The sequence below is a fragment of the Streptomyces sp. SID12501 genome, from assembly GCF_010550245.1.
Classification (GTDB): Bacteria; Actinomycetota; Actinomycetes; order Streptomycetales; family Streptomycetaceae; genus Streptomyces.
This window is the reverse complement of the sequence record NZ_JAAGLU010000067.1, coordinates 1-25,411: the sequence shown is the minus strand read 5'-3', so window position 1 is coordinate 25,411 and position 25,411 is coordinate 1. Positions and strand designations below refer to the sequence as shown.

The window sequence follows — 25,411 nt, the reverse complement described above, 5'->3', positions numbered from 1 at the left end:
GTGGCCGCGGTCCCGGTGCCGGCGGCGGTCGTCCCGGTGGTGCCGGTGCCGGTGGCGCCGGTCGTCCCGGTGGCGGCGGTGGCGGTTTCGCCGGTCGTCCGGCCGGTCCTGGTGGCGGCGGTGGCGGTTTCGCCGGTCGTCCCGGTGGTCCCGGTGGCGGTGGCGGCGGTTTCGCCGGTCGTCCCGGTGGTCCCGGTGGTGGCGGCGGCGGTCGTCCCGGTTTCGGTGGTCGTCCCGGTGGTCCGGGTGCCCGTGGTGGCACGCAGGGCGCCTTCGGCCGTCCCGGTGGTCCCGCGCGTCGTGGTCGCAAGTCGAAGCGGCAGAGGCGCCAGGAGTACGAGGCCATGCAGGCCCCGTCGGTCGGCGGCGTCATGCTGCCGCGCGGCAACGGACAGTCCGTCCGCCTGTCGCGTGGTGCGTCCCTGACCGACTTCGCCGAGAAGATCGGCGCCAACCCGGCGTCGCTCGTCGGCGTGATGATGAACCTCGGCGAGATGGTCACCGCCACGCAGTCCGTCTCCGACGAGACGCTGAGGCTCCTCGCGGACGAGATGAACTTCGTCCTCGAGATCGTCAGCCCCGAGGAGGAGGACCGCGAGCTGCTCGAGTCCTTCGACATCGAGTTCGGCGAGGACGAGGGCGACGAGGACGACCTGGTCGTCCGCCCGCCGGTCGTGACCGTCATGGGTCACGTCGACCACGGTAAGACCCGCCTCCTCGACACCATCCGCAAGACGAACGTCGTCGCGGGCGAGGCCGGTGGCATCACCCAGCACATTGGTGCCTACCAGGTCGCGACCGTCGTCAACGAAGAAGAGCGTCGCATCACCTTCATCGACACCCCGGGTCACGAGGCGTTCACCGCCATGCGTGCTCGTGGTGCCAAGTCGACCGACATCGCGATCCTCGTGGTGGCGGCCAACGACGGTGTGATGCCCCAGACGATCGAGGCGTTGAACCACGCCAAGGCGGCCGGTGTGCCGATCGTGGTCGCGGTCAACAAGATCGACGTAGAGGGCGCCGACCCGACCAAGGTGCGCGGTCAGCTCACCGAGTTCGGTCTGGTGGCCGAGGAGTACGGCGGCGACACGATGTTCGTCGACATCTCCGCCAAGCAGGGCCTCAACATCGAGGCTCTCCTGGAGGCCGTGGTCCTCACCGCGGACGCCTCGCTCGACCTGCGGGCCAACCCGGAGCAGGACGCGCAGGGTATTGCGATCGAGTCCCACCTGGACAAGGGCCGCGGCGCTGTCGCGACCGTCCTGGTCCAGCGAGGCACCCTGCGGGTCGGCGACACCATGGTGGTCGGCGACGCGTACGGCCGTGTCCGCGCGATGCTCGACGACAAGGGCGACAACGTGGAAGAGGCGGGTCCCTCGACCCCGGTCCTCGTCCTCGGTCTCACCAACGTCCCGGGCGCCGGCGACAACTTCCTGGTCGTCGACGAGGACCGCACGGCGCGTCAGATCGCCGAGAAGCGGGCGGCGCGCGAGCGCAACGCCAACTTCGCCCGCCGGGGTGTCCGGTTCTCCCTGGAGAACCTGGACGAGGCCCTCAAGGCCGGTCTGGTGCAGGAACTCAACCTCATCATCAAGGGCGACGCGTCCGGTTCGGTGGAGGCTCTCGAGTCCTCGCTGCTCCAGCTCGACGTCGGCGAAGAGGTCGACATCCGCATCCTGCACCGCGGTGTGGGTGCCGTCACCGAGTCGGACATCGACCTGGCGACCGGCTCCGACGCCATCGTCATCGGCTTCAACGTCCGCGCTGCGGGCCGCGCGGCACAGATGGCGGAGCGCGAAGGCGTGGACGTCCGGTACTACTCGGTGATCTACCAGGCCATCGAGGAGATCGAGGCAGCCCTCAAGGGCATGCTCAAGCCGGAGTACGAAGAGGTCGAGCTCGGTACGGCGGAGATCCGCGAGGTCTTCCGCTCGTCCAAGCTGGGCAACATCGCCGGTGTGCTGGTCCGCTCCGGCGAGGTCAAGCGCAACACCAAGGCGCGGTTGCTGCGTGATGGCAAGGTCATCGCGGAGAGCCTCAACATCTCCGGTCTGCGTCGCTTCAAGGACGACGTCACCGAGATCCGCGAAGGCTTCGAGGGTGGTATCAACCTCGGAAACTTCAACGACATCAAGGTCGACGACGTCATCGCGACGTACGAGATGCGGGAGAAGCCGCGCGGCTGAGCAGAGCGTGCGTGACCAGGCTGGCCGGCGGGGAGAAGTCCCCGCCGGCCAGCCTGGCCTTTGCTGGGGGCGCTGCCCCCGGGCGGGCTGAAACGCCGCTGAAATGGCAGGGGCGGCGGGGGCGTGAACAATCCCGTCGAGCCGCAGCTCCGTTCGTTGTACCGTTCTTGATGTCCCCGCCCGTACCGTCGGCGGGGCCGTCGATCCCGCACCGGCGGGTCATCCGGATACACACATGTACGTGGGGACTCTGTCCTTCGACCTCCTGCTCGGCGACGTACGCTCGCTGAAGGAGAAGCGCTCCGTCGTCCGCCCGATCGTCGCCGAGCTCCAGCGCAAGTACGCGGTGAGCGCGGCCGAGGTCGAACACCTGGACCTGCACCGCAGAGCCGGCATCGGCCTGGCAGTGGTGGCCGGGGACGTGGGGCACATCACCGATGTGCTTGACCAGTGCGAGCGGCTGGTCGCCGGTCGCCCCGAGGTGGAACTGCTGTCCGTACGACGGCGCCTCCATGGCGACGACGACTGACGCCGGACGAACGACCTGCAAGAACGCAGAACCGTAGAAACGCAGAACCGTAGAAACGCAGAACAGAAAGAACGGGAGACGGACCAGTGGCCGACAACGCGCGGGCGAAGAGGTTGGCTGACCTCATCCGAGAGGTGGTGGCCAAGAAGCTGCAGCGTGGGATCAAGGACCCGCGGCTCGGCACTCACGTCACCATCACGGACACCCGGGTCACCGGGGACCTCCGGGAGGCGACCGTCTTCTACACGGTCTACGGGGACGACGAGGACCGGGCAGCCGCTGCCGCCGGCCTGGAGAGCGCCAAGGGCGTCCTGCGCTCCGCCGTCGGCCAGGCCGCGGGCGTGAAGTTCACGCCGATCCTGACCTTCATCGCGGACGCGCTCCCGGACACTTCCAAGAAGATCGAGGACCTCCTCGACAAGGCGCGTGCCTCCGACGAGCAGGTGCGCCAGGCGTCCGCGGGTGCCGCGTTCGCCGGTGACGCGGACCCGTACAAGAAGCCTGACGACGAGGACGACACCGCAGGGACGGACGACACCGCCGAATGACGCAGAAGAGCACCGGGACGCCCGACGGGCTTGTCATTGTCGACAAGCCGTCGGGCTTCACTTCGCACGACGTGGTCGCCAAGATGCGCGGGATCGCCAAGACTCGCCGCGTCGGACACGCCGGCACCCTCGACCCCATGGCCACGGGCGTGCTCGTCCTCGGGGTGGAGCGGGCGACCAAGCTCCTCGGCCACCTCGCGCTGACCGAGAAGGAGTACCTGGGCACCGTCCGCCTCGGACAGAACACGCTCACCGACGACGCCGAGGGGGACATCACCTCCTCCACCGACGCCTCCCAGGTCACCCGCGAGGCCGTCGACGCCGGTGTCGCCAAGCTGACCGGCCGCATCATGCAGGTGCCGTCCAAGGTCAGCGCCATCAAGATCAACGGCGTGCGCTCCTACAAACGGGCCCGTGACGGCGAGGAGTTCGAGATCCCGGCCCGCCCGGTCACCGTCTCCTCCTTCGCGGTGTACGACGTCCGGGAAGCGGTCGCGGCCGACGGCACCCCCGTACTCGACCTGGTCGTGTCGGTGGTGTGCTCCTCCGGTACGTACATCCGTGCACTGGCCCGGGACCTGGGCGCCGATCTCGGGGTCGGCGGGCACCTCACCGCGCTGCGCCGGACGCGGGTCGGCCCGTACAAGCTCGACGGGGCCCGGACGCTCGACCAGTTGCAGCAGGAGCTGACGGTGATGCCGGTCGCCGAGGCGGCCATCGCCGCATTCCCGCGCTGGGACGTGGACGAGCGGCGGGCGCGGCTGCTCACGAACGGCGTACGGCTGGAGATGCCCGAGCAGTACGCGGGTGCGGGTGCCGTGGCCGTCTTCGACCCCGCCGGGCAGTTCCTCGCCCTGGTGGAGGAGGAGAAGGGCAAGGCGAAGAGCCTCGCCGTCTTCGTCTGAGGCGCCGATGAGGTGCCGATGAGGTTCGGGGCCGTGGAGCGGCGATCACGGGGACACGTTCCCGCCGCTCCACGGTTCCCCCTCGGTTCCCCCACCCAGAGGTGTATCCATCCCTCGCCCTTCATTCACCCGTCCGGGCAGGCGCTCGGAGTGAACCGAGGGGGCGGAAGGGGGCGCGTTCGTCGCAAGCCCTGTCCGGCTGATCATCGACTGCCTACCGTCGTCAGTAGACGCGTGCGTACGTAGGCTCGCGTGTTCGGCGGGGAGGTCGACGATGGCGGGACGGGGCCCGCGCACCGGGGGCGGCCGTCGGCCGTCGACCGGTGCGGGTGAGACGCGGGACGGCGAAGCCGGCGGCGAGACTGTCGGCGATGCCGTCGACGCGTCGCTCGTCAAGGTGTGCGACCTGGCCGGACGCCCTCGCGGGACGGGTTTCGTGGCCGACCACCACGGCACACTGATCACCAGCCACGAGGCGGTCGACGGTCTGGCCCGGTTGGTCCTGCACGGCGCCGCCGACCGTACGTGCGTGGTGTCCACGGCGGATGCCGTGACCCCCCTTCCGGCTCTCGGTCTGGCCCTCGTGCGCACCGAAGGTCTGGGCGCGGACCCACTCCCCGTCTCCGTGCGGGACCGCGTCGCGGCCGGAACATATGTACGGATCGCGGCGGGCGGCTGGCGTGAGGCGCGGGTGCTCGGCACGACCGACGTCACGTACACGGCCACGGACCGCTTCCATCTCCTCCCTGACGCCCTTGAGCTGGCGATCGGCACAGCGGGCAGCGACGCGCTGCGACTGGGTGGCGGCGCGGCCGGGGGGCCGGTGCTCGACCGTACGACGGGAGCGGTGCTGGGGGTGCTGGGCACCGCCCTGCTGCCGCAGCCCACCGGCGAGTCGGCGGAGCCGGCCGGGCACCGCGCGGCCGGTTTCGCACTCCCGTTGCGCGACCGGCAGGCGGACGGGCCAGGCCCCCTCGCCGACCTTCTCGCCCGTAACGCGGCGACGGTGCCCGCGTACGGCGCCGACCTCAATCTCGCGGGCGTCCTGGAGCTGACGGCCACCTCGGTGGGCTCGGACGGACCGCCGGGTGCGCTGGCGGGCTTCGTGGGCCGTACGTCGGGCGGCCTGGAGGCGGGCGTGGTCGAGCCGGTCGAACGAGCGGAACTGGCAAGGGAGTTGAAGGCGTTCACCGCCGTACGCGCGACCCCGGCCGTCGTCCTCGGCCTGGTCGGGGCCCCGGGCAGCGGCCGTACGACGGAACTCGCGGCCCTCGCGGCCCGCCGCCACCGGGACCCTGAACCGGCCCCCACCCTGTGGCTGCGCGGCGCCGACCTGCGCGACGAGGACGCTTCGGTGGCGGACGCGGCCCGCCGCGCGCTGGACCGGGCAGGCCGGATCGTGGCCGCGTCGGGCACATACGGCGCGGATCTGGGCGACATCACCCCGGAACGCCTGTCCAGCCTCGCCCACGACAAGGGTCGACCCCTCCTGCTCCTCCTCGACGGCCCCGAGGAAATGCCCCCGCTCCTTGCCCACCGTGCCCTTGAATGGACGAGGGCGACGGAGGAGTGGCTCCGGGAATCAAACGCCCGCCTGGTGATGGCCTGCCGCCCCGAGTACTGGGAACAGACGGGCACCCCATCTCCAGCCTGTCCGGCACCTTCAGCCCGTCCGGCGTTTGAGGACGAGGCCGTTCAGGCCGAAGGGGGGTCTGGGGGCACAGCCCCCAGTGGGGGTCCCCCCTCTGGGGGAGGGACGGGTAAGGGCGGCGGGGGCGAAAAACCCCAACGCCCGCCACACCCCCCGCACCACCTCCACCTCACCGACCTCACCGAAGCCGAAGCCCACCAGGCCCAGACCCGCTACGCCATCCCCCCGGCCGCCCTCACCCCCGAGGACGCCCGCCACCCCCTCACCCTCCGCCTCCTCTCCGAAGTCCGCGCTGCCCTCCCCGCCCTCCCCGACACCCCCACCACCCCCCGACTCGACCGCCACGACGTCTTCACCGCCTACCTCGACCTGATGTGCCTCCGCATCGCCGTCCGCCTCGCCGCCGAGAACGGCCTGCGCGGCACCCCCGTACGCCGCCTCGCCGCCAAGGTCTCCGGCCAGATCCACGAGGCCGCCCGCCGTAGCCTGGGCCCCGGACAGGGAGAGCTGGACCGCGCGTCCTTCGAGTCCGTGTTCCCCTGGGGCCCCGCACCTGCCCGCCTGGGCGGCGGCACGGGCTGGGCGTCCGCCGTCCTCACCGAGGGTCTCCTCGTCCCCGCCGGCACCGGCTACCGCTTCGCCCACGAGGAACTCGCCGACTGGATCCAGGGCACGCACCTGGACCTCGACGAGGCGCTGCACGCCCTGGTCCACCGGCGCCGCCCGGAGAACGGCAAGGACACGGCCCCCGTCCCCGTACCGCATCACCGCATCGGTCCGGTGGTCCAGTCGCTGCTGCTCCTCGCCCGACAGCACGGAGCCCCCGAACTGGCACACCGCCTGAGGGAGTTGGTGCAGGCCCTCGACCCCGGGCCCACTCTCCGCACATCGACCTCCACCTGGTGGGCGACCCATCTCCTCACCGAAGTACTCCGCCACGTCCCCGACGCGACCCCGTACACCCACGTCCTGCGTCTCCTCGCCGACCACATCGTGGCCCGCCGCCGACGGAACCGGACGGTGCCGCCGGAGCTCAGCCCCTCCTTCTGGACCGTGCTCCGCCTCCCCGAAGCCGCCCGCTTCGACCTGCTCCGCCGACTCGTCGTCGGCGACGAACCTCCGTCGGTGTCCGACCGGCCCCGCTACCTGGATGCCGTGGCCCAGTTGCTCGCCGCCGACCCCACCGCAGTACAGCCGCTGCTCGCCCGCTGGTTCGACGACGACCGTCCGCTGCCCGCGACGCCGGACGCGACCGTGGCGACCGCCGCCCAGGCGCTGCTCCACACCCACCGCCACCGGGCGCTGGACGACCTGATCGAAGTGCTCGTCGACAGCGCGCACCGACGTGGGGACGAACTCCTCGCCGTCCTCGCCGAGGAGGAGCCGTCCGCCGTCTGCCGGGCCGTGGACCGGTGGGCGCACGACGAGAGGCCGGCCCGACGGGTCGCGGCGGCGGCGTACGGACCGCGCGCCGCACCCCATGTGCGCACGGAGGCAGACCGTGACCTCCTGCGCTACGCGGCCCTCGCCCTGCTCGCCCGCCCCGCCGACTGCACCCTGCACGGCGGTGCGCTCGCGCTCCTCGTCCGGGATCCACGCACCCGCGCCCGCCATCTCCCGCAGGCGCTGCGGCACTTCACGGCCGGCGACCCGCAGCTGCCGCCGAGCGCGCTGGTCGCCGCCCTGGCGACCCACCCGGAGCCGGTCCTCGACGCGTTCCGGGCCAGGCTGCTCGGGCCGGAGGCGGGCGACGCCCTGCGCACCCTCGCGGACGTCACGACCCCGGCCCTGGCCCGTCGGGTCGCCGACCTCGTACGGGACGTGGCGGAGCGGCACCCGGAGACCGCCGGGCACCTGGCCGCGTACGTCGACCGGCGCCTGGACCAGGGCCCCGCCGTCCGGCCCGTACTCCTCCCGCTGGTCACCGGCCTCCTCGACGGCGGCCGGTCGCCGGTGCGCGCGGCCCTCGCGACCGTGCTGGCCGCGCCCGGGGCTCCCGTCTCCCACGCCCTCCGCCACGAACTCCTCGAAGCCCTCCTGGCCCGGGAGCACGACCCCACGGTCCTGGACGCGCTGCTCCGCGCCACCGCTGAGGGTGCGACCCGCCACGGAGAGGCGCGCACCCGGGGCCTCGTGCACCGCTGCGGGCTGCTCCTCGTGCGTACTCCGGACGGTGCGACGCGTTTCGACTGTGTCCTGGTCGAGTTGGCCAGGCGGGTGCCGGGATTCGCGGTGCTGGTGGCGGGCTGGCTGACCGACACTCCAGGGGAGTGGGCCGTCGTGGTCGGACCCAGCACCCGCCGCATGATCGAGAACCTGGCGGGGGTACGGGTCCCCGCATAGGCCACGTTCCGAGGCGGTAGTCGACATTCGGTCACGTGCGCCCCGTCACAGCCTCCATGCCGATGCGAGCGGGGCGCGTTCGGCATGGCACCCTTAGACCTGCGTAAGAAGGCCTGCGTAAGAGGCAGACACGGACACGGGTTCGACGAGGAGCGGTCACAGTGCAGCGCTGGCGTGGCTTGGAGGACATCCCCGAGGACTGGGGACGCAGCGTGGTCACCATCGGCTCCTACGACGGAGTCCACCGCGGACACCAGCTGATCGTCCGGCACGCCGTGGAGCGCGCCCGTGAGCTGGGAGTTCCCTCGGTCGTCGTCACGTTCGACCCGCACCCCAGCGAGGTCCTGCGCCCCGGCAGCCACCCGCCGCTGCTGGCCCCGCACCACCGCCGTGCCGAACTGATGGCCGAGCTGGGTGTCGACGCCGTCCTCATCCTCCCGTTCACCAAGGAGTTCTCGAAGCTCTCCCCGGCCGACTTCGTGGTCAAGGTCCTGGTCGACAAGCTGCACGCCCGGGCGGTCGTCGAGGGCCCGAACTTCCGTTTCGGCCACAAGGCGGCCGGCAACGTGGGATTCCTGACCGAACTCGGCCGCACCTACGACTTCGACGTCGAGGTCGTCGACCTGTATGTGTCGGGCGAGGCGGGCGGCGGCGAGCCGTTCTCGTCCACGCTGACGCGTCGCCTGGTCGGCGAGGGTGACGTCGGGGGCGCCGGCGAGATCCTCGGCCGCCCGCACCGCGTGGAGGGCATCGTGGTCCGAGGCGCGCAGCGGGGCCGTGAACTCGGCTTCCCCACCGCCAACGTCGAGACGCTGCCCCACACCGCGATCCCGGCCGACGGTGTCTACGCGGGCTGGCTGCACGCGGACGGCGAGGTGATGCCGGCCGCGATCTCCGTCGGCACGAACCCGCAGTTCGACGGCACGGAACGGACGGTGGAGGCGTACGCCATCGACCGCGTGGGCCTTGATCTGTACGGCCTGCATGTCGCCGTCGACTTCCTGGCGTTCGTGCGCGGCCAGGCCAAGTTCGACTCGCTGGACGCGCTGCTCGTCCAGATGTCCGAGGACGTGAAGAAGTGCCGCGAGCTGATCGCGGTGGCGGAAAGCACCGAGTAGGCAGTCGGTAGTAGTCAGTAGGTACAAGAGAAGGCGGCCGGTGCCCTCGGGCACCGGCCGCCTTCTCTTGTACACCCCTGCTTACTGCTGCTGCGGGTAACCGGGCTGCGGGGGCTGCTGCGGCGGCTGGTAGGGCTGCCCCGGCTGCGGCGGATAGCCGTACGGCTGCTGCGGCGGGTACGGCTGACCGGGCTGGGGCGGCGGCGGGTACTGCCCCGGCTGGCCGGGCTGCGGCGGAACCTGTCGGCCATGCCCCGGCGCGGGCGGGTACGGCTGTCCCTGCGCCGGCTGCCCCGGAATCTGCTGCTGATGCCCAGGCATCGGCGGGGCCGCGACCGGGGGCGGGTTGCCGTCCGAGGTCCACAGGCCGTGCATCTGCTGGTGGCGTACGAAGTCCTCGGCGATCATGGCGGCGAGGTTGAAGTAGGCCTCGCGCACCTTGGGCCGCATCATGTCGAGGTCGACCTCGGCGCCGGCGGCCAGGTGCTCGTCGAAGGGCACGGTGATGACACCCCGGCAGCGCGTCTCGAAGTGGGAGACGATGTCCTCCACCTTGATCATCTTGCCGGTCTCGCGCACACCCGAGATGACGGTGAGGGACCGCGAGACCAGGTCCGCGTACCCGTGCGCGGACAGCCAGTCCAGCGTCGTACTGGCGCTGCTGGCACCGTCCACGGACGGCGTCGAGATGATGATCAGCTGATCGGCGAGGTCGAGTACGCCGCGCATGGCGCTGTACAGCAGACCGGTACCGGAGTCGGTCAGGATGATCGGGTACTGCCTGCCCAGTACGTCGATCGCGCGCCGGTAGTCCTCGTCGTTGAAGGCCGTGGAGACGGCCGGGTCGACGTCGTTGGCGATGATCTCCAGTCCGGAGGACGCCTGGGACGTGAACCGCCGGATGTCCATGTACGAGTTGAGGTACGGGATCGCCTGGACGAGGTCACGGATGGTGGCCCCGGTCTCGCGCCGCACGCGGCGGCCGAGCGTGCCGGCGTCCGGGTTGGCGTCGATGGCGAGGATCTTGTCCTGCCGCTCGGTGGCGAGGGTCGAGCCGAGCGCGGTGGTCGTGGTCGTCTTGCCGACACCGCCCTTGAGGCTGATGACGGCGATGCGATAGCAGGACAGCACCGGCGTACGGATCAGTTCGAGCTTGCGCTGCCGCTCGGCCTCCTCCTTCTTTCCGCCGATCTTGAACCGGGAGGACCCGGCCGCGGGCCGGCCGCTCTTCGCCTTCTGCTTCTTGTTGAGCAGCCGGTCGGAGGACAGCTCGACGGCCGCGGTGTAACCGAGCGGCGCGGCGCCGGGGTTGGTCATCTGCCGCTGGTCGTGCTGTATGGGCTGCGGCCAGGCGGCCCCGGTACGCGGATCCACGGGCGGCTGCGGCCCGGCGGGATGCCCGGGCTGCGGCTCAGGTCGGCCGTACGCCGGTTGCGGAGGCGACGGGGGAACGGCACCCGGAACCTGCCCCGGCGCGTACGGGGGAGTCTGAGGCCCGGCGTGCGGGTGGGGTGCTTCGGGCTGCTGCGGCGCCTGAGGCTGCGGCGGTGTCTCCTGCGCAGGCGCCTGCGGGAAGGGGAACCCGTACCCACCGGGCGCCCCGACGGGACCTCCGGGCACGACAGGCTGCCCGGGGTGCGGGAAGCCGTACCCGGGCTGCGGGGGCGCGGGAGGGCCGGCAGGGGGCGGGAAGCCGTAACCGTCCTGGGGGTTGGGCGCAGGAGGTCCACTGGGCGCGGGTGCGGGGCTCGGGGGTGCGGCGTTGCCGACGGGAGCCGGGGGAGTGGGGCCACCCGGGGTGGCGGGAGCCGGGGGTTGACCGGCGGGGGGCGGGAAGCCGTAGGCGTCCTGGGGGTTGGGGACGGCCGGGACCGGGACGGGGGTGCCGGGAGGCGGGAATCCGTACCCGGCTTCAGGGTTGGGGCCTGGCGGGTTCGGGACGGGTGCTCCCGGCTGGGGCAGGTTGTAGCCGTTCTGGGGGTGGGGAGGCGTGGGTGCCGGGCCTGCGGTGTCGGTGGGCCCCCCGGGTGCGACAGGCTGCCCGGGGTGCGGGAAGCCGTATCCGGCGGGGGGAGCGTCCAACGCGGGCGCAGGGGCGCTCGGGGCCGCAGCCGGGACGCCAGGGGCCGGGAAGCCGTACCCGCCCTGGGCGTTGGGGCCGCCGGCCAGGTTCGGGGTGGGAGCGCCGGGCTGGGGAAGGCTGTAGCCGTCCTGGGGGTGGGAAGGCGTGACTGCCGGGTTCACGATGTCGGCCGGTGCCGCCGGGGGCGGGAAGCCGTACCCGGCGGGAGAGGCGTGCGGCGCGGGGTACGCGGTGCCCGGAACCGGGGCCGGGGTGCCGGGGTGCGGGAATCCGTACCCGCCTTGGGCGTTGGGCCCCACTGGGTTCGGGGTGGGTGCGCCGGGTTGAGGGAAGCCGTAGCCGCCTGGAGCGTTCGGGGTCGAGGCGCCCGGGGTCGGGAAGCTCTGCCCGTCCTGGGCGTTGGAGCCCGCTGGGCCCGGGGGAGGTGTGCTGGGTTGGGGGAAGCCGTAGCCGTCCGGAGCGTTCGGGGTCGGGGTTGGGAAGCCGCCGCCATCCTGGGCGTCGGGGCCCTGGGCGTTCGGAGGCGGGAAGCCGTACCCGTCCTGGGCGTTGGGGCCCGTGGGGGCGGTCGGCGTTGCCTGCGGCGGGAATCCGTAGCCGGCGGGCGGCGCACCCGGTGCCGGGGCAGGGGCTGCCGCGGTCGGGCGGGGCGGCGGGAAGCCGTACCCCGCCTGCGGGGTTGCCGGAGCCGGTGCCTGCTGGGGAGCGGTCCGGGCGGCGGGCGCGGGCTGCGGGGTCTGCGGCTGGAACAGGGGCTGTGCAGAAGGTCCGGGTGGCTGCTGGCCCGGCACGGCGGGCGGCTGAGGTTGGCCCGGTACCGACGCGGCCTGCGGCTGAACAGGCGCGGCTTCCGGCTGCGCCGACGGCTGAGCGGGCCACTGTCCCGCCTGGGCGGGAGCGCCTGCCGGCTGGAACGAAGGAGGCAGCGGCGGCAGCCCGCCCTGAGACGTCGGTGAGGGGGCCCACGAGGGCGGCACAGTCCCCGGCGCGCCCTCCGGCAGCGGAGGCAGGTTGAGCGGCGCGCTGGGCACCGAGTCCCGCGCGGGCGCGACCGGCGCGGAGTCCCGTACGTCGTCGACCGCATCCGGCACCGGCTCCGCTTCCGCGGGCTCGGCGTCGGCGACTTCGGCAGCTACGGGCTCGGCGGCCACCGGCTCCGCGGCTACAGGTCCTTCGGGCCCCACATCGACCGGCGTCGCGTCGATGAGCTCGGCGTCTTGGGCGTTGGTCTCCGGGTCCGCGTCCGCGCCCTTGGGTTCGACATCCTGCGGCCGTACGGCGTTGTCGGTGGCGTCCTGCTCCTGGGGCTCGGCCTCCCGGAGTGGGGACACGGCGCCGCTCACCTCTTCGGTGACCTCACCCTCGGATCCCGCCCCGTCCGCGACGACCTCATCCACGTCATCCACGGACTCCGGGGCGCTCGCCACAGCGGCGGCAGCCTCGCCCTCGACAGCCGCACCGACGGAGTCGTCACCGGACTCACCGCCGCCGTCAGCCACGACCACAGGCTCCTGTCGCGCAGCGGCAGGAGAGATCCGCATCGTCGAGCCGCTCTCCAGGTCGCCGTCCCCCACCACATCAGCCTGAGGAGTCCACTGGCTTTGGAATCCGCCCACGGGAAGGCTGGGGACAGCCGCAGGGCTCGCGGGAGCAAGAACAGGAGGAGCAAGGGGAGCAGGAGGAGCGATCGGCGCGGGCGCAGGCGCAGAACCGGGAACGGAACCCTCCACACCGGCGGCACCCGAACGAGCGCCCGGATCCCCATCCCCATCCCCATCCCCATCCGCGTCCGTACCCGTGTAATCGGCCGACTCGGCGTCCGATTCGGCACTGGTCTCGTCCCCCGACGCCCCCGACGCGTTCTGCGTGTACCAGGCAGGCGTCGCGTAATCGATGGTGAACTCGCCCGTCATCTCGCTGGCGGACTCCGCGTCGGACTGGTCATCGCCGGGTGTGGCCCAGCCCCCGCGGTTCCCGTCCCGATCGCCGTTCACAATTCCTCCTGGTGTGGTCGAGCACCCTCTTGCCGTGCTGGGCGACCATTTCTCGTCTGTAGTCGTCTCGTCCGAAGCCGGCGTTCCCGTGGGTTGGTCCACGTCGTCCGGCGTCGGGCGGTGGAGGTCGTCCGATCTGCCCGGCTTTCCCCCCGGTACGCCGGCGCCCGGTCCACGGGTTCCGGCGTCGCGCCGGTCCCAGCCTAATCACCACGACCCCTGCCCCGGCAGGCCCGTCCACCCCCCAGTGAGCGTCCATTACGTCACAGCCTGACCGGAACCGATCCCATCCGCGCTCGAACCGCCCTCTCTGGCAAGAGAGTTGACAGGATCGCTACGACATCTGTCCCACCGGTGCCATGACCTCACATGCATAGTAGGCGGCCCCTCTGACAACCCGCTTCGCGGAAAAGCGCAAGAAAAAGAGGGGCGGAGCCGACGCACTGCACCGGCCCCGCCCCTCGATCCGTCACTCAGGACGACTGAGCGAACTACTCCACGTCCCCGCCCGAATCCGTACTGGCACCCGAACCCGCACCCGAACCAGAACCCTGGTCCGAAGGCCCGGCCTCGGCCGCCGCGAGCCCGCCATTGAGCTCCGTCGGCTCCAGATCGAACTCCCCGTCGCGCGCCCCGAGCACGAACGCCGTCCACTCCGCCTCCGTGTAACGAAGGACGGTGTCATGGTCCAGGGACGACCGCATGGCCACCGCGCCCTCGGGCAGGTAGGCGATCTCGACCCGCTCCTCGTGCTCCTCCGTACCGGGGGCGCTGTGCCACTCGACGCCCGAGATGTCGAGGGAGTACAGCTCGTCCCGCTCCCGCTCCTTGCGCGCCTTGACGTCCTCGTCCTGTGCGGCCGTGGTGTCCTGAGCGCCCTGTGCCTCCGCCATGGCGAAGCGACCCCTTCCCGACGTACGTCATACGACTACTGCGAGTGTTGCAGTACGTGACCAAGATCTACGTTCTCACCCTAGTGGCCGAGCCCTCGGCGGCCGGACTGTTTGCGCACTGAGGTGAAGACGCCCGCTGCCTGCTGCTATCCTGGGCGACGGCCGTTTGTGTACGCACCCCTGGAGTCAGCGACTCCGGAGGCCGCGCCCAGCGGATTCCCGCCTCCCGAGTTACAGAAGCTCCCCTGAGAATTCGACCAGGGGCACTCGGCGGCTACCACCAAAGATTACGAGGAGTACGCGTGCCGCTCGACGCCGCAGTCAAGAAGCAGCTCATCACCGAGTTCGGTGCCAAGGAGGGCGACACCGGCTCCCCCGAGGTCCAGGTCGCGATGCTCTCGCGCCGTATCTCGGACCTGACCGAGCACCTCAAGACGCACAAGCACGACCACCACTCCCGTCGTGGTCTGCTGATCCTCGTCGGTCAGCGTCGCCGCCTTCTCCAGTACCTGGCCAAGAAGGACATCCAGCGCTTCCGTGCGCTGGTCGACCGCCTCGGCATCCGCCGCGGTGCGGCGGGCGCCAAGTAAGACGCCGTGGAGGGAGCGGTTCCCACTTTTAGGGGGCCGCTCCCTTTGCTGTACGTGCGGAGTGCCACCACCTCTTTGTAGTGTGGTAGCACAACGCAATACGCAGGACACGAACGCAGGACACGAACGAGGAGAAGCGCACCTCGCCGCCGCCGGTCCTCGGTAGTGGCCCCCGGGACTGAAACCCGGGTGCTTCGATCGAAGACCGGCCCGCACTCAGAAGGCGCGCTTCTCCGAACCCACGTCCCTCTGCCACACGGGCAGGACGGGACAAAAGACGAAAAAGTATCGGAGAAAACGCTAGTGGAGAACGAGACCCACTACGCCGAGGCCGTCATTGACAACGGTTCCTTCGGCACCCGCACCATCCGCTTCGAGACGGGCCGCCTGGCCAGGCAGGCCGCCGGCTCCGCCGTGGCGTACCTGGACGACGACACCATGGTGCTGTCGGCCACCACCGCCTCCAAGAAGCCCAAGGACCAGCTCGACTTCTTCCCCCTCACGGTGGACGTCGAGGAGCGCCAGTACGCGGCCGGGAAGATCCCTGGTTCCTTCTTCCGTCGTGAGGGCCGGCCCTCCGAGGACGCGATCCTCACCTGCCGCCTGATCGACCGCCCGCTGCGCCCGTCCTTCAAGAAGGGCCTGCGCAACGAGATCCAGGTCGTCGCCACGATCATGGCGCTCAACCCCGACCACCTGTACGACGTCGTGGCGATCAACGCCGCCTCCGCGTCCACGCAGCTGGCCGGTCTGCCCTTCTCCGGCCCGATCGGCGGCGTCCGCGTCGCGCTGATCAACGGCCAGTGGGTCGCGTTCCCGACGCACACCGAGCTCGAGGACGCCGTCTTCGACATGGTCGTCGCCGGTCGCGTCCTCGATGACGGCGACGTCGCGATCATGATGGTCGAGGCCGAGGCCACCGAGAAGACCATCGCGCTGATCGCGGGCGGCGCCGAGGCGCCGACCGAGGAGGTCGTCGCCGCCGGTCTGGACGCCGCGAAGCCCTTCATCAAGGTGCTCGTCAAGGCTCAGGCCGACCTCGCCGCCAAGGCCGCCAAGCCCACCGGCGAGTTCCCGATCTTCCTCGAGTACCAGGACGACGTCCTGGAGGCGCTCACCGCCGCCGTCAAGGACGAGCTCTCCCAGGCGCTCACCATCGCGGGCAAGCAGGACCGCGAGGCCGAGCTGGACCGCGTCAAGGGTCTCGCCGCCGAGAAGCTGCTCCCGCAGTTCGAGGGTCGCGAGAAGGAGATCAGCGCGGCCTACCGCTCGCTGACCAAGGCCCTGGTCCGTGAGCGCGTCATCAAGGACAAGGTCCGTATCGACGGCCGTGGCGTCACGGACATCCGTACGCTCGCCGCCGAGGTCGAGGCCATCCCGCGCGTGCACGGCTCGGCGCTGTTCGAGCGTGGCGAGACCCAGATCCTGGGCGTCACCACCCTCAACATGCTCCGGATGGAGCAGCAGCTGGACACCCTCTCCCCGGTGACCCGCAAGCGCTACATGCACAACTACAACTTCCCGCCGTACTCCGTCGGCGAGACCGGCCGCGTCGGCTCCCCGAAGCGCCGCGAGATCGGCCACGGCGCGCTCGCCGAGCGCGCGATCGTGCCGGTCCTGCCGTCGCGCGAGGACTTCCCGTACGCGATCCGTCAGGTGTCCGAGGCCCTCGGCTCCAACGGTTCGACGTCCATGGGCTCGGTCTGCGCCTCCACCATGTCGCTGCTGAACGCCGGTGTGCCGCTCAAGGCCCCCGTCGCCGGTATCGCCATGGGCCTGATCTCCCAGGAGATCAAGGGCGAGACGCACTACGTCGCCCTCACCGACATCCTCGGTGCGGAGGACGCCTTCGGTGACATGGACTTCAAGGTCGCCGGCACCAAGGAGTTCGTGACCGCCCTCCAGCTCGACACCAAGCTGGACGGCATCCCCGCCTCCGTCCTGGCTGCCGCTCTCAAGCAGGCCCGTGACGCCCGCCTCCACATCCTCGACGTGATGATGGAAGCGATCGACACGCCGGACGAGATGTCCCCCAACGCCCCGCGGATCATCACCGTCAAGATCCCCGTGGACAAGATCGGTGAGGTCATCGGCCCCAAGGGCAAGATGATCAACCAGATCCAGGAGGACACCGGCGCCGAGATCACGATCGAGGACGACGGCACCATCTACATCGGTGCCCAGGTCGGCTCGCAGGCCGAGGCGGCCCGCGCGACGATCAACGCGATCGCCAACCCGACCATGCCGGAGGTCGGCGAGCGCTACCTGGGTACGGTCGTGAAGACGACCACCTTCGGCGCGTTCGTGTCGCTGCTCCCCGGCAAGGACGGTCTGCTGCACATCTCGCAGATCCGCAAGCTCGCCGGTGGCAAGCGCGTGGAGAACGTCGAGGACGTGGTGGCTGTCGGCTCCAAGGTCCAGGTCGAGATCGCCGAGATCGACTCCCGCGGCAAGCTGTCGCTCATCCCGGTCATCGAGGGTGAAGAGAACGCCGAGGACGACAAGAAGGACGACGACGACAAGTGACGTCGACCAGCTCCACGGCAACGGCCCGCACCTCTTCGGAGGCGCGGGCCGTTGCCCGTACGCAAACCCTGATCAAGGGCACCAACGGCATCGGCACGGTCCGTAAGACCACCCTCCCGGGCGGCCTGCGCATCGTCACCGAGACCCTGCCGTCGGTCCGCTCCGCGACGTTCGGCATCTGGGCCCATGTGGGCTCCCGTGACGAGACGCCGGCCCTGAACGGCGCCACGCACTACCTGGAGCACCTGCTCTTCAAGGGCACCACGCGCAGGTCGGCGCTGGACATCTCCTCCGCGATCGACGCGGTCGGCGGCGAGATGAACGCGTTCACGGCGAAGGAGTACACGTGCTACTACGCGCGCGTGCTCGACACCGACCTGCCGCTCGCCATCGACGTCGTCTGCGACATGCTCACGGGCTCCCTGATCCTCGAAGACGACGTCAACGTCGAACGCGGTGCCATCCTCGAAGAGATCGCGATGACGGAGGACGACCCGGGCGACTGTGTGCACGACCTGTTCGCGCACACCATGCTCGGCGACACCCCCCTCGGCCGCCCGGTCCTCGGCACGGTCGACACGGTCAACGCACTCACCGCGGACCGCATCCGCCGCTTCTACAAGAAGCACTACGACCCGACCCACCTCGTCGTCGCGGCCGCAGGCAACGTCGACCACAACAAGGTCGTACGCCAGGTCCGCGCGGCCTTCGAGAAGGCGGGCGCCCTCAAGCGGGCCGACGCCACGCCCATCGCCCCGCGCGACGGCCACCGCAGCATCAAGATGGCCGGCCGCGTCGAACTGCTCGGCCGCAAGACCGAGCAGGCCCATGTCGTCCTCGGCATGCCGGGCCTGGCCCGTACGGACGAACGCCGCTGGGCACTGGGCGTGCTCAACACGGCCCTCGGCGGCGGTATGTCGTCCCGCCTCTTCCAGGAGGTCCGGGAGAAGCGCGGACTGGCGTACAGCGTGTACTCGTACACGTCCGGCTTCGCCGACTGCGGCCTCTTCGGCGTGTACGCGGGCTGCCGGCCCTCGCAGGTCCACGACGTGCTCAAGATCTGCCGCGACGAACTCGACCACGTCGCCGAGCACGGCCTCTCCGACGAGGAGATCGGCCGTGCCATCGGCCAGTTGCGCGGTTCGACGGTCCTCGGCCTGGAGGACACGGGCGCGCTGATGAACCGTATCGGCAAGAGCGAACTGTGCTGGGGCGACCAGATGTCCGTCGACGACATGCTGGCCCGGATCGCCGAGGTCACTCCGGACGCGGTCCGCGAGGTCGCCGGCGAGATCCTGGGACAGCGCCCGTCGCTGGCGGTCATCGGCCCGCTCAAGGACAAGCAGGCGGCGCGTCTGCACGAGGCCGTCGCCTGACAGCCGTATCCGCTCCACACCCGCTATCCGTCCGGTAAGGAAGCAAGAACATGAGCAAGCTGCGCGTGGCGGTCCTCGGCGCCAACGGCCGTATCGGTGCCGAGGCTGTACGGGCGGTCGAGGCCGCCGAGGACATGGAACTGGTCGCCGCCCTGGGCCGGGGCGACAAGCTGGAGACGCTCGTCGACACCGGCGCTCAGGTCGCGGTCGAGCTGACCACCCCCGCCTCGGTGATGGGCAACCTCGACTTCTGCGTGCGCCACGGCATCCACGCGGTCGTCGGCACCACCGGCTGGACCGACGAACGCCTCGCGCAGCTCACCGGCTGGCTTGCCCAGTTCCCGGAGACGGGCGTGCTCATCGCGCCCAACTTCTCCATCGGGGCCGTACTGACCATGAGGTTCGCGCAGATCGCGGCGCCCTACTTCGAGTCGGTCGAGGTCATCGAGCTGCACCACCCGAACAAGGTGGACGCGCCCAGCGGCACTGCGGCGCGTACGGCGCAGCTGATCGCCGCGGCCCGCGCCAAGGCGGGCTCGGCCCCGGCACCGGACGCCACGGTGACGGCGCTGGACGGCGCCCGGGGCGCGGACGTCGACGGGGTGCCGGTGCACTCCGTACGCCTGCGCGGCCTCCTGGCCCATCAGGAGGTCCTGCTGGGCGGCGAGGGCGAGACACTGACCGTCCGCCACGACTCGCTCCACCACAGCAGCTTCATGCCGGGCATCCTGCTCGGCGTGCGCCGCGTCGTGGACACCCCGGGCCTCACCTTCGGCCTGGAAAACTTCCTCGACCTCGGCTGAGGGACGTCATGCGCGCGAAACTCTCCTACGCCCTCACGGCCGCCGTCCTGGTCTTCTACTTCGTTCTGGTCGGCAGCCGCGGGGTCATGCTCATACAGACCGGCACGCTCCTGACCGTCACCTTCGGCGTGGCGGTCCTGATCCTGCCGGGCATCGGCGTGTGGTTCCTCTGGAAGAACACGCAGTTCGTCCGCGACGCCAACCGCCTCGCCACCGAACTCGAAGCCGAGGGGGGCCTGCCCGTCGACGAGTTGAGGCGCACCCCGAGCGGCCGGGTCGACCGCGACTCGGCCGACGAGGTCTTCGCCAGGCGCAAGGCCGAGACGGAGTCGGCCCCCGACGACTGGCGCAACTGGTTCCGCCTCGCCGTCGCCTACCACGACGCCCGCGACACACCACGCGCCCGCAAGGCGATGCAACGCGCGATCGCCCTGCACGCCGGCAGGTCACCCGCCCAGACGGCCTGAACCCCCAGCACGGTGAAGGGCCTGCCCCCAGATGGGGGCAGGCCCTTCACCGTGCTGGGTACTGTCCTGGCCGCGGACCCGGCGCCTAACCCCGCCCGAACTCCGCGGCCCATGCCTCGACGCTGTCCGCGGCCCGGTCGAACGCCGCCATACGGCCCAGGAAGTCGGCGTTGTGCGTGGTCATCAACGGTGCCAGGTTGTCCGCGGCGCGATCCCGCCGTACGAGGAGCAGTGCCTGACCCTGCACGGTGCGCGGCAGACCGAGCCAGCGCACCGGCTGCTGCACCGTCCGTACGGCGACGACCTTCTCCCAGCGCGCCGTCCGCGTAGCGAGGAAGCCCACCCGGCGCAGCCCGTACGCACTCACCCACACGCCGGTGCGCAGCAGTCGCAACGCCACGGCGATGACGGCCAGCGCGACGCCGAGACACACCGCGCCGCCGGACAACTCGCCGGTGGCCGCGATGATGACCGCCGCGAACAGCACGTACGAGGCGAGCAGCAGGAGGAGCGCCGCCGCACCCACCCGCCAGGGGCCGGGCCGGTAGGGGCGCCGCCAACGGTCGCGGTCGTCGAACGGCAGCGCGTTACCGGCCGCGGTCTCCTCGGAGGTGCGGTCGGCCGTCAGGAAGGGCAGGGGCACGGCTGGTCCTCACTCAGTTCCATGCGCGGGCTGTGCCCGGTGAGGTTATACAGCCGACTGCCCGGTCACCAGCCTTGGGTGCCCGAGGAGGGCAGGTCCACGCCATTCGGCCGCAGCCCGACGGCCCTCAACGGCTGTCGGCCGCCTCGGACTGCTGCGTGTGCCCGGCCGACTGATCGACCGACAGCGCGGGCATCCCGAGGACCAGGGAGCCCACGAGCCCGGCGACGATGGTGAGCCCCAGGAGCCAACGCCCGGCTATGTCACCGGCGGACGCGCGCTCACGGGGTGGGGGAGCCACATTGCTGCGGAACTTGTCGGCTTCGGCGATGAAGGCGAACGGAATGGGCTCGCGCCGACGGAGCATGGAAGTGCTTCTCCTTGGTGATCGAACGAATCGCTGTTGCTTGTACAGACGAGCGAAGGCTCCAAGTGGTGCCCGGTTTCACCGATTTAATTAACTCTGTGACGATGGTGAACGTCCCGGTGGCGGGTCGTAGAGTGGCGTCGCGAAATCCCCAGACGGGAAGGACCCTTCAGACCGTGAGCCCCACCCCCGACGACGAGTTCAAGATCGACCTGCGCAGCGAGGTGACCGTCGAGCTGGTCAAACACAGCGCGGCCGACTCCGACGTACTGTTCGCGGCCCGTGTGTCGACCGTCGGGGAGCAGTCCCTGGACGAGTTGGGCAAGGACGCGGAGCGCTCGACGGGACTGATCAACTACCTCATGCGAGACCGGCACGGCAGCCCGTTCGAGCACAACTCCATGACGTTCTTCATCAGCGCCCCGATCTTCGTCTTCCGTGAGTTCATGCGACACCGTGTGGGGTGGTCGTACAACGAGGAGTCCGGGCGCTACCGGGAGTTGCAGCCCGTGTTCTATGTGCCGGACACGTCCCGCAAGCTCGTCCAGAAGGGGCGGCCGGGCAAGTACGTGTTCGTCGAGGGCACCCCTGAACAGCACGAACTCGTGGAACGCACCATGGAGGACTCGTACCGCCAGGCGTACCAGGCCTACCAGCAGATGCTCGCGCAGGGCGTCGCCCGTGAGGTCGCCCGTGCGGTCCTCCCGGTCGGCCTGTTCTCGTCGATGTACGCCACCTGCAACGCGCGTTCCCTGATGCACTTCCTCGGCCTGCGCACGCAGCACGAGCTGGCGAAGGTGCCGTCGTTCCCGCAGCGGGAGATCGAGATGGTCGGCGAGAGGATGGAGGCGGAGTGGGCGGGTCTCATGCCGCTGACCCACGCGGCCTTCAACGCCAACGGCAGGGTGGCGCCCTAAGGCACACGCACGTGTGTTTCGCCACCGGGCACAGATGTACGGATCAGCCTCGCGAAGTGTCCGTATTGCGGTACTTCGCGAAGTTCATCTAGCCTGATCAAACGGACCCGGCACTGCTTGAACCCCCGAGCAGGCAGTGCCGGGCTCCATCTTTGTCATGACTTTTCCCGCACCCCTGGGGCAGACCGCGCCCTGAGCACCGAGTAGCGTGGTACCCATGGCTCCGACCTCCACTCCGCAGACCCCCTTCGGGCGGGTCCTCACCGCCATGGTCACGCCGTTCACGGCGGACGGCACGCTCGACCTCGACGGCGCACAGCGGCTCGCCACCCACCTGGTGGACGCAGGCAATGACGGCCTGGTCGTCAACGGCACCACCGGCGAGTCGCCGACCACCAGCGACGCGGAGAAATCGGATCTCGTACGAGCCGTACTGGAAGCCGTCGGCGAGCGGGCCCACGTCATCGCGGGCGTCGGCACCAACGACACCCACCACAGCGTCGAACTGGCCCGCGCGGCGGAGAAGACCGGCGCCCACGGCCTCCTGACGGTGACGCCGTACTACAACAAGCCCCCGCAAGAGGGCCTCTACCGGCACTTCGCGGCCATCGCTGACGCCACCGAACTCCCGGTGATGCTGTACGACATCCCCGGCCGCAGCGGCGTCCCGATCAGTACCGAGACGATCGTCCGGCTCGCCGAGCACCCCCGGATCGTCGCCAACAAGGACGCCAAGGGCGACCTCGGCCGAGCCAGCTGGGCCATCGCCCGCTCCGGCCTCGCCTGGTACTCCGGTGACGACATGCTGAACCTGCCGCTGCTCTCCGTGGGCGCGGTCGGCTTCGTCTCGGTCGTCGGCCATGTCGTCACGCCCGAGCTGCGCACCCTCGTCGAGGCGTACGTCTCCGGTGAGGTCCAGAAGGCCACCGAGATCCACCAGAAGCTGCTCCCGGTCTTCACGGGAATGTTCCGTACCCAGGGCGTCATGACCACCAAGGCCGCGCTCACCCTCCAGGGCCTGCCCGCCGGACCGCTGCGCGCTCCCATGGTCGAACTGTCGGCCGACGAGATCGCCCAGCTCAAGATCGATCTTGCCGCCGGCGGGGTACAGCTCTGACACCAGACTTCACAACTGAATACGCGGGACATCTGTGTCCGCAGTCCACATCCGACAACTGCTTTTGCACGAACGTCATGCGCGCCACGTGCCTTGCCGGTACGTGGCGCGTGTGGTGAGGAGAGTCTTTTGAGTCATCCGCATCCTGAACTCGGCGCCCCGCCGAAGCTCCCGGAGGGCGGCCTGCGGGTCACCCCGCTGGGCGGCCTCGGCGAGATCGGCCGCAACATGACCGTCTTCGAGTACGGCGGTCGCCTGCTGATCGTCGACTGCGGCGTGCTCTTCCCCGAGGAGGAGCAGCCCGGAATCGACCTGATCCTGCCGGACTTCACGTCCATCAGGGACCGCCTCGACGACATCGAGGGCATCGTCCTCACGCACGGCCACGAGGACCACATCGGTGCCGTCCCCTACCTCCTGCGGGAGAAGCCGGACATCCCGCTGATCGGCTCCAAACTGACCCTCGCCTTCATCGAGGCGAAGCTCCAGGAGCACCGCATCCGTCCGTACACCCTTGAGGTGACGGAGGGGAACCGCGAGCGCATCGGCGCCTTCGACTGCGAGTTCATCGCGGTCAACCACTCCATTCCGGACGCCCTCGCGGTCGCCATCCGCACCCCCGCGGGCATGGTGGTCCACACGGGCGACTTCAAGATGGACCAGCTTCCGCTGGACGGCCGCCTCACGGACCTGCACGCTTTCGCGCGGCTGAGCGAAGAGGGCATCGACCTTCTCCTCTCCGACTCGACGAACGCGGAGGTCCCGGGCTTCGTCCCGCCCGAGCGCGACATCTCGAACGTGCTGCGCCAGGTCTTCGCGGCTGCTGGCAAGCGGGTCATCGTGGCGAGCTTCGCCAGCCACATCCACCGCATCCAGCAGATCCTGGACGCGGCCCACGAGTACGGCCGCAGGGTCGCCTTCGTCGGCCGTTCGATGGTCCGCAACATGGGTATCGCCAGGGACCTGGGCTATCTGAAGGTCCCGCCGGGCCTGGTGGTGGACGTCAAGACGCTGGACGACCTCCCGGACCACCAGGTCGTACTGGTGTGCACGGGCTCCCAGGGCGAACCGATGGCCGCGCTGTCCCGCATGGCCAACAGGGACCACCAGATCCGCATCGTCCAGGGCGACACGGTGATCCTGGCCTCGTCTCTGATCCCCGGCAACGAGAACTCGGTGTACCGAGTGATCAACGGTCTGACCCGCTGGGGCGCGAAGGTCATCCACAAGGGCAATGCCAAGGTGCACGTCTCCGGCCATGCCTCGGCCGGCGAGCTCCTGTACTTCTACAACATCTGCAAGCCGCGCAACCTGATGCCGGTCCACGGTGAATGGCGCCATCTGCGGGCCAACGCCGAGCTGGGCGCCATGACGGGCGTCCCGCACGACCGGATCGTCATCGCCGAGGACGGCGTGGTCGTCGACCTCATCGAGGGCAAGGCGAAGATCTCGGGCAAGGTCCAGGCCGGGTACGTGTACGTCGACGGACTCTCGGTCGGGGATGTCGGCGAGCCCACCCTGAAGGACCGCAGGATCCTCGGCGACGAGGGCATCATCTCGGTCTTCGTGGTGATGGACTCGTCCACGGGCAAGATCACGGCCGGTCCGCACATCCAGGCCCGAGGCTCGGGCATCGACGACTCCGCCTTCACCGACGTCGTCCCGAGGATCGCCGAGGTCCTGGAGCGGTCGGCACAGGACGGGGTGGTGGAACCCCACCAGATGCAGCAGCTCATCCGCCGCACACTGGGCAAATGGGTGTCCGACACGTACCGCCGCCGCCCGATGATCCTCCCGGTCGTCGTGGAGGTCTGACGGCCACAGAGGGCGCCTGAGCTGCCCCTCGTGCACGTGAACCCGGAGCGGGGCTCCTCGATTTGCATCGAGGAGCCCCGCTCCAGTAGGTTTACGGCTCCGCCAGCAAGGGAACCCAGCGCTACCGTGCGTCAGGGACCAGCCCGAGCAGGGCGGAAATTCCGACTCAGAACTTCTGATAAAGTCGGAGTCGCCGGAAAGGGAAACGCGAAAGCGGAAACCTGGAAAGCGCCGAGGAAATCGGATACGGAAACGGTCTGGTAGAGTCGGAAACGCAAGACCGAAGGGAAAGCCCGGAGGAAAGCCCGAGAGGGTGAGTACGAAGGAAGCGTCCGTTCCTTGAGAACTCAACAGCGTGCCAAAAATCAACGCCAAGTTTGTTGATACCCCGTCTCTCCCGTTCGGGAGGACGAGGTTCCTTTGAAGTAGTAAACACAGCGAGGACGCTGTGAACGGTCGGGCTTATTCCGCTTGACTGTTCCGCTCTCGTGGTGTGACCCGATTACGGGTTGACATTCACGGAGAGTTTGATCCTGGCTC

The 25,411-nt window shown here is 70.1% G+C and carries 18 protein-coding genes and 1 pseudogene; 14 read left to right on the top strand and 5 right to left on the bottom strand.

Translation table 11 applies throughout. From position 1 onward, the window contains the following. The 6 genes from infB to G3I71_RS42870 form a co-directional block, all read left to right on the top strand. Window positions 1-2,186 (top strand): translation initiation factor IF-2 (gene infB / locus G3I71_RS42895; RefSeq protein ID WP_164323948.1); only part of this gene is annotated, 2,186 nt, incomplete at its 5' end. A 235-nt stretch (window positions 2,187-2,421) separates the two neighbouring features. Continuing rightward, entirely contained in the window at window positions 2,422-2,715 is a 294-nt protein-coding gene (locus G3I71_RS42890) for a DUF503 domain-containing protein (protein ID WP_044472747.1), read from the top strand. An 86-nt stretch (window positions 2,716-2,801) separates the two neighbouring features. Further along, window positions 2,802-3,263 carry a 30S ribosome-binding factor RbfA gene (gene rbfA, locus G3I71_RS42885; protein ID WP_164323946.1) on the top strand — a complete coding sequence of 154 codons (462 nt, stop codon included), beginning with the start codon at window positions 2,802-2,804 and terminating at the stop codon, window positions 3,261-3,263. Further along, window positions 3,260-4,168, top strand: coding sequence for a tRNA pseudouridine(55) synthase TruB (truB, locus tag G3I71_RS42880; protein WP_164323944.1), 909 nt, complete (start codon window positions 3,260-3,262; stop codon window positions 4,166-4,168). Before rbfA ends, truB begins: the two co-directional genes overlap by 4 nt. Before the next feature lie 274 nt (window positions 4,169-4,442). Beyond that, entirely contained in the window at window positions 4,443-8,162 is a 3,720-nt protein-coding gene (locus G3I71_RS42875) for a trypsin-like peptidase domain-containing protein (protein ID WP_164323942.1), read from the top strand. Between the two features lie 161 nt (window positions 8,163-8,323). Further along, window positions 8,324-9,280, top strand: coding sequence for a bifunctional riboflavin kinase/FAD synthetase (locus G3I71_RS42870; protein WP_164323940.1), 957 nt, complete (start codon window positions 8,324-8,326; stop codon window positions 9,278-9,280). A gap of 81 nt (window positions 9,281-9,361) precedes the next feature. Here G3I71_RS42870 and G3I71_RS42865 read toward each other — a convergent pair whose 3' ends face one another. The 3 genes and pseudogenes from G3I71_RS42865 to G3I71_RS42860 all read right to left on the bottom strand — a co-directional run bounded on the left by G3I71_RS42865 (window position 9,362) and on the right by G3I71_RS42860 (window position 14,250). After that, window positions 9,362-12,862: an AAA family ATPase gene (locus tag G3I71_RS42865; RefSeq protein ID WP_343243261.1), complete on the bottom strand. Its 3,501-nt coding sequence runs from the start codon at window positions 12,860-12,862 to the stop codon at window positions 9,362-9,364. A gap of 366 nt (window positions 12,863-13,228) precedes the next feature. Further along, window positions 13,229-13,357: pseudogene (locus tag G3I71_RS53040) on the bottom strand (SCO5717 family growth-regulating ATPase); the annotation flags it as partial. Window positions 13,358-13,848: 491 nt separating this feature from the next. Further along, on the bottom strand, window positions 13,849-14,250 hold the full coding sequence (locus tag G3I71_RS42860; RefSeq protein WP_239149697.1) for a DUF397 domain-containing protein: 402 nt from the start codon (window positions 14,248-14,250) through the stop codon (window positions 13,849-13,851). A gap of 302 nt (window positions 14,251-14,552) precedes the next feature. Here G3I71_RS42860 and rpsO point away from each other — a divergent pair, with 302 nt between their 5' ends. From rpsO to G3I71_RS42835, 5 genes are all read left to right on the top strand, one after another. Further along, on the top strand, window positions 14,553-14,840 hold the full coding sequence (gene rpsO / locus G3I71_RS42855) for a 30S ribosomal protein S15 (RefSeq protein ID WP_164323936.1): 288 nt from the start codon (window positions 14,553-14,555) through the stop codon (window positions 14,838-14,840). Between the two features lie 303 nt (window positions 14,841-15,143). Then, entirely contained in the window at window positions 15,144-17,366 is a 2,223-nt protein-coding gene (locus tag G3I71_RS42850; protein ID WP_164323934.1) for a polyribonucleotide nucleotidyltransferase, read from the top strand. Continuing rightward, on the top strand, window positions 17,363-18,742 hold the full coding sequence (locus G3I71_RS42845) for a pitrilysin family protein (RefSeq protein ID WP_164323932.1): 1,380 nt from the start codon (window positions 17,363-17,365) through the stop codon (window positions 18,740-18,742). Before G3I71_RS42850 ends, G3I71_RS42845 begins: the two co-directional genes overlap by 4 nt. 50 nt (window positions 18,743-18,792) lie before the next feature. Further along, window positions 18,793-19,545 carry a 4-hydroxy-tetrahydrodipicolinate reductase gene (gene dapB / locus G3I71_RS42840; RefSeq protein ID WP_164323930.1) on the top strand — a complete coding sequence of 251 codons (753 nt, stop codon included), beginning with the start codon at window positions 18,793-18,795 and terminating at the stop codon, window positions 19,543-19,545. A gap of 8 nt (window positions 19,546-19,553) precedes the next feature. Continuing rightward, window positions 19,554-20,012, top strand: a complete 459-nt coding sequence (locus G3I71_RS42835; RefSeq protein ID WP_164323928.1) for a hypothetical protein — start codon at window positions 19,554-19,556, stop codon at window positions 20,010-20,012. Between the two features lie 85 nt (window positions 20,013-20,097). Here G3I71_RS42835 and G3I71_RS42830 read toward each other — a convergent pair whose 3' ends face one another. Continuing rightward, on the bottom strand, window positions 20,098-20,655 hold the full coding sequence (locus G3I71_RS42830; RefSeq protein WP_164323926.1) for a PH domain-containing protein: 558 nt from the start codon (window positions 20,653-20,655) through the stop codon (window positions 20,098-20,100). A gap of 127 nt (window positions 20,656-20,782) precedes the next feature. Beyond that, window positions 20,783-21,022, bottom strand: coding sequence for a hypothetical protein (locus G3I71_RS42825; RefSeq protein WP_164323924.1), 240 nt, complete (start codon window positions 21,020-21,022; stop codon window positions 20,783-20,785). 176 nt (window positions 21,023-21,198) lie between these two features. Here G3I71_RS42825 and thyX point away from each other — a divergent pair, with 176 nt between their 5' ends. The 3 genes from thyX to G3I71_RS42810 all read left to right on the top strand — a co-directional run bounded on the left by thyX (window position 21,199) and on the right by G3I71_RS42810 (window position 24,871). Beyond that, window positions 21,199-21,939 (top strand): FAD-dependent thymidylate synthase, encoded by a 741-nt coding sequence (gene thyX, locus G3I71_RS42820; RefSeq protein ID WP_164323921.1) that lies wholly within the window; start codon window positions 21,199-21,201, stop codon window positions 21,937-21,939. Window positions 21,940-22,156: 217 nt separating this feature from the next. Next, window positions 22,157-23,056: a 4-hydroxy-tetrahydrodipicolinate synthase gene (dapA, locus tag G3I71_RS42815; RefSeq protein WP_164323919.1), complete on the top strand. Its 900-nt coding sequence runs from the start codon at window positions 22,157-22,159 to the stop codon at window positions 23,054-23,056. Window positions 23,057-23,185: 129 nt separating this feature from the next. After that, a complete protein-coding gene (locus G3I71_RS42810) occupies window positions 23,186-24,871 on the top strand; it encodes a ribonuclease J (RefSeq protein ID WP_164323917.1) in 1,686 nt (561 codons plus the stop codon). Window positions 24,872-25,411: the final 540 nt, after the last annotated feature.

Excerpts from the sequence above, each read along its gene's own strand:
- dapA (WP_164323919.1), top strand. The coding sequence starts at position 22,157 with ATGGCTCCGACCTCCACTCCGCAGACCCCCTTCGGGCGGGTCCTCACC.
- G3I71_RS42825 (WP_164323924.1), bottom strand. The coding sequence starts at position 21,022 with ATGCTCCGTCGGCGCGAGCCCATTCCGTTCGCCTTCATCGCCGAAGCC.
- truB (WP_164323944.1), top strand. The coding sequence starts at position 3,260 with ATGACGCAGAAGAGCACCGGGACGCCCGACGGGCTTGTCATTGTCGAC.
- G3I71_RS42875 (WP_164323942.1), top strand. The coding sequence starts at position 4,443 with ATGGCGGGACGGGGCCCGCGCACCGGGGGCGGCCGTCGGCCGTCGACC.
- G3I71_RS42890 (WP_044472747.1), top strand. The coding sequence starts at position 2,422 with ATGTACGTGGGGACTCTGTCCTTCGACCTCCTGCTCGGCGACGTACGC.
- G3I71_RS42835 (WP_164323928.1), top strand. The coding sequence starts at position 19,554 with ATGCGCGCGAAACTCTCCTACGCCCTCACGGCCGCCGTCCTGGTCTTC.
- dapB (WP_164323930.1), top strand. The coding sequence starts at position 18,793 with ATGAGCAAGCTGCGCGTGGCGGTCCTCGGCGCCAACGGCCGTATCGGT.
- G3I71_RS42860 (WP_239149697.1), bottom strand. The coding sequence starts at position 14,250 with ATGGCGGAGGCACAGGGCGCTCAGGACACCACGGCCGCACAGGACGAG.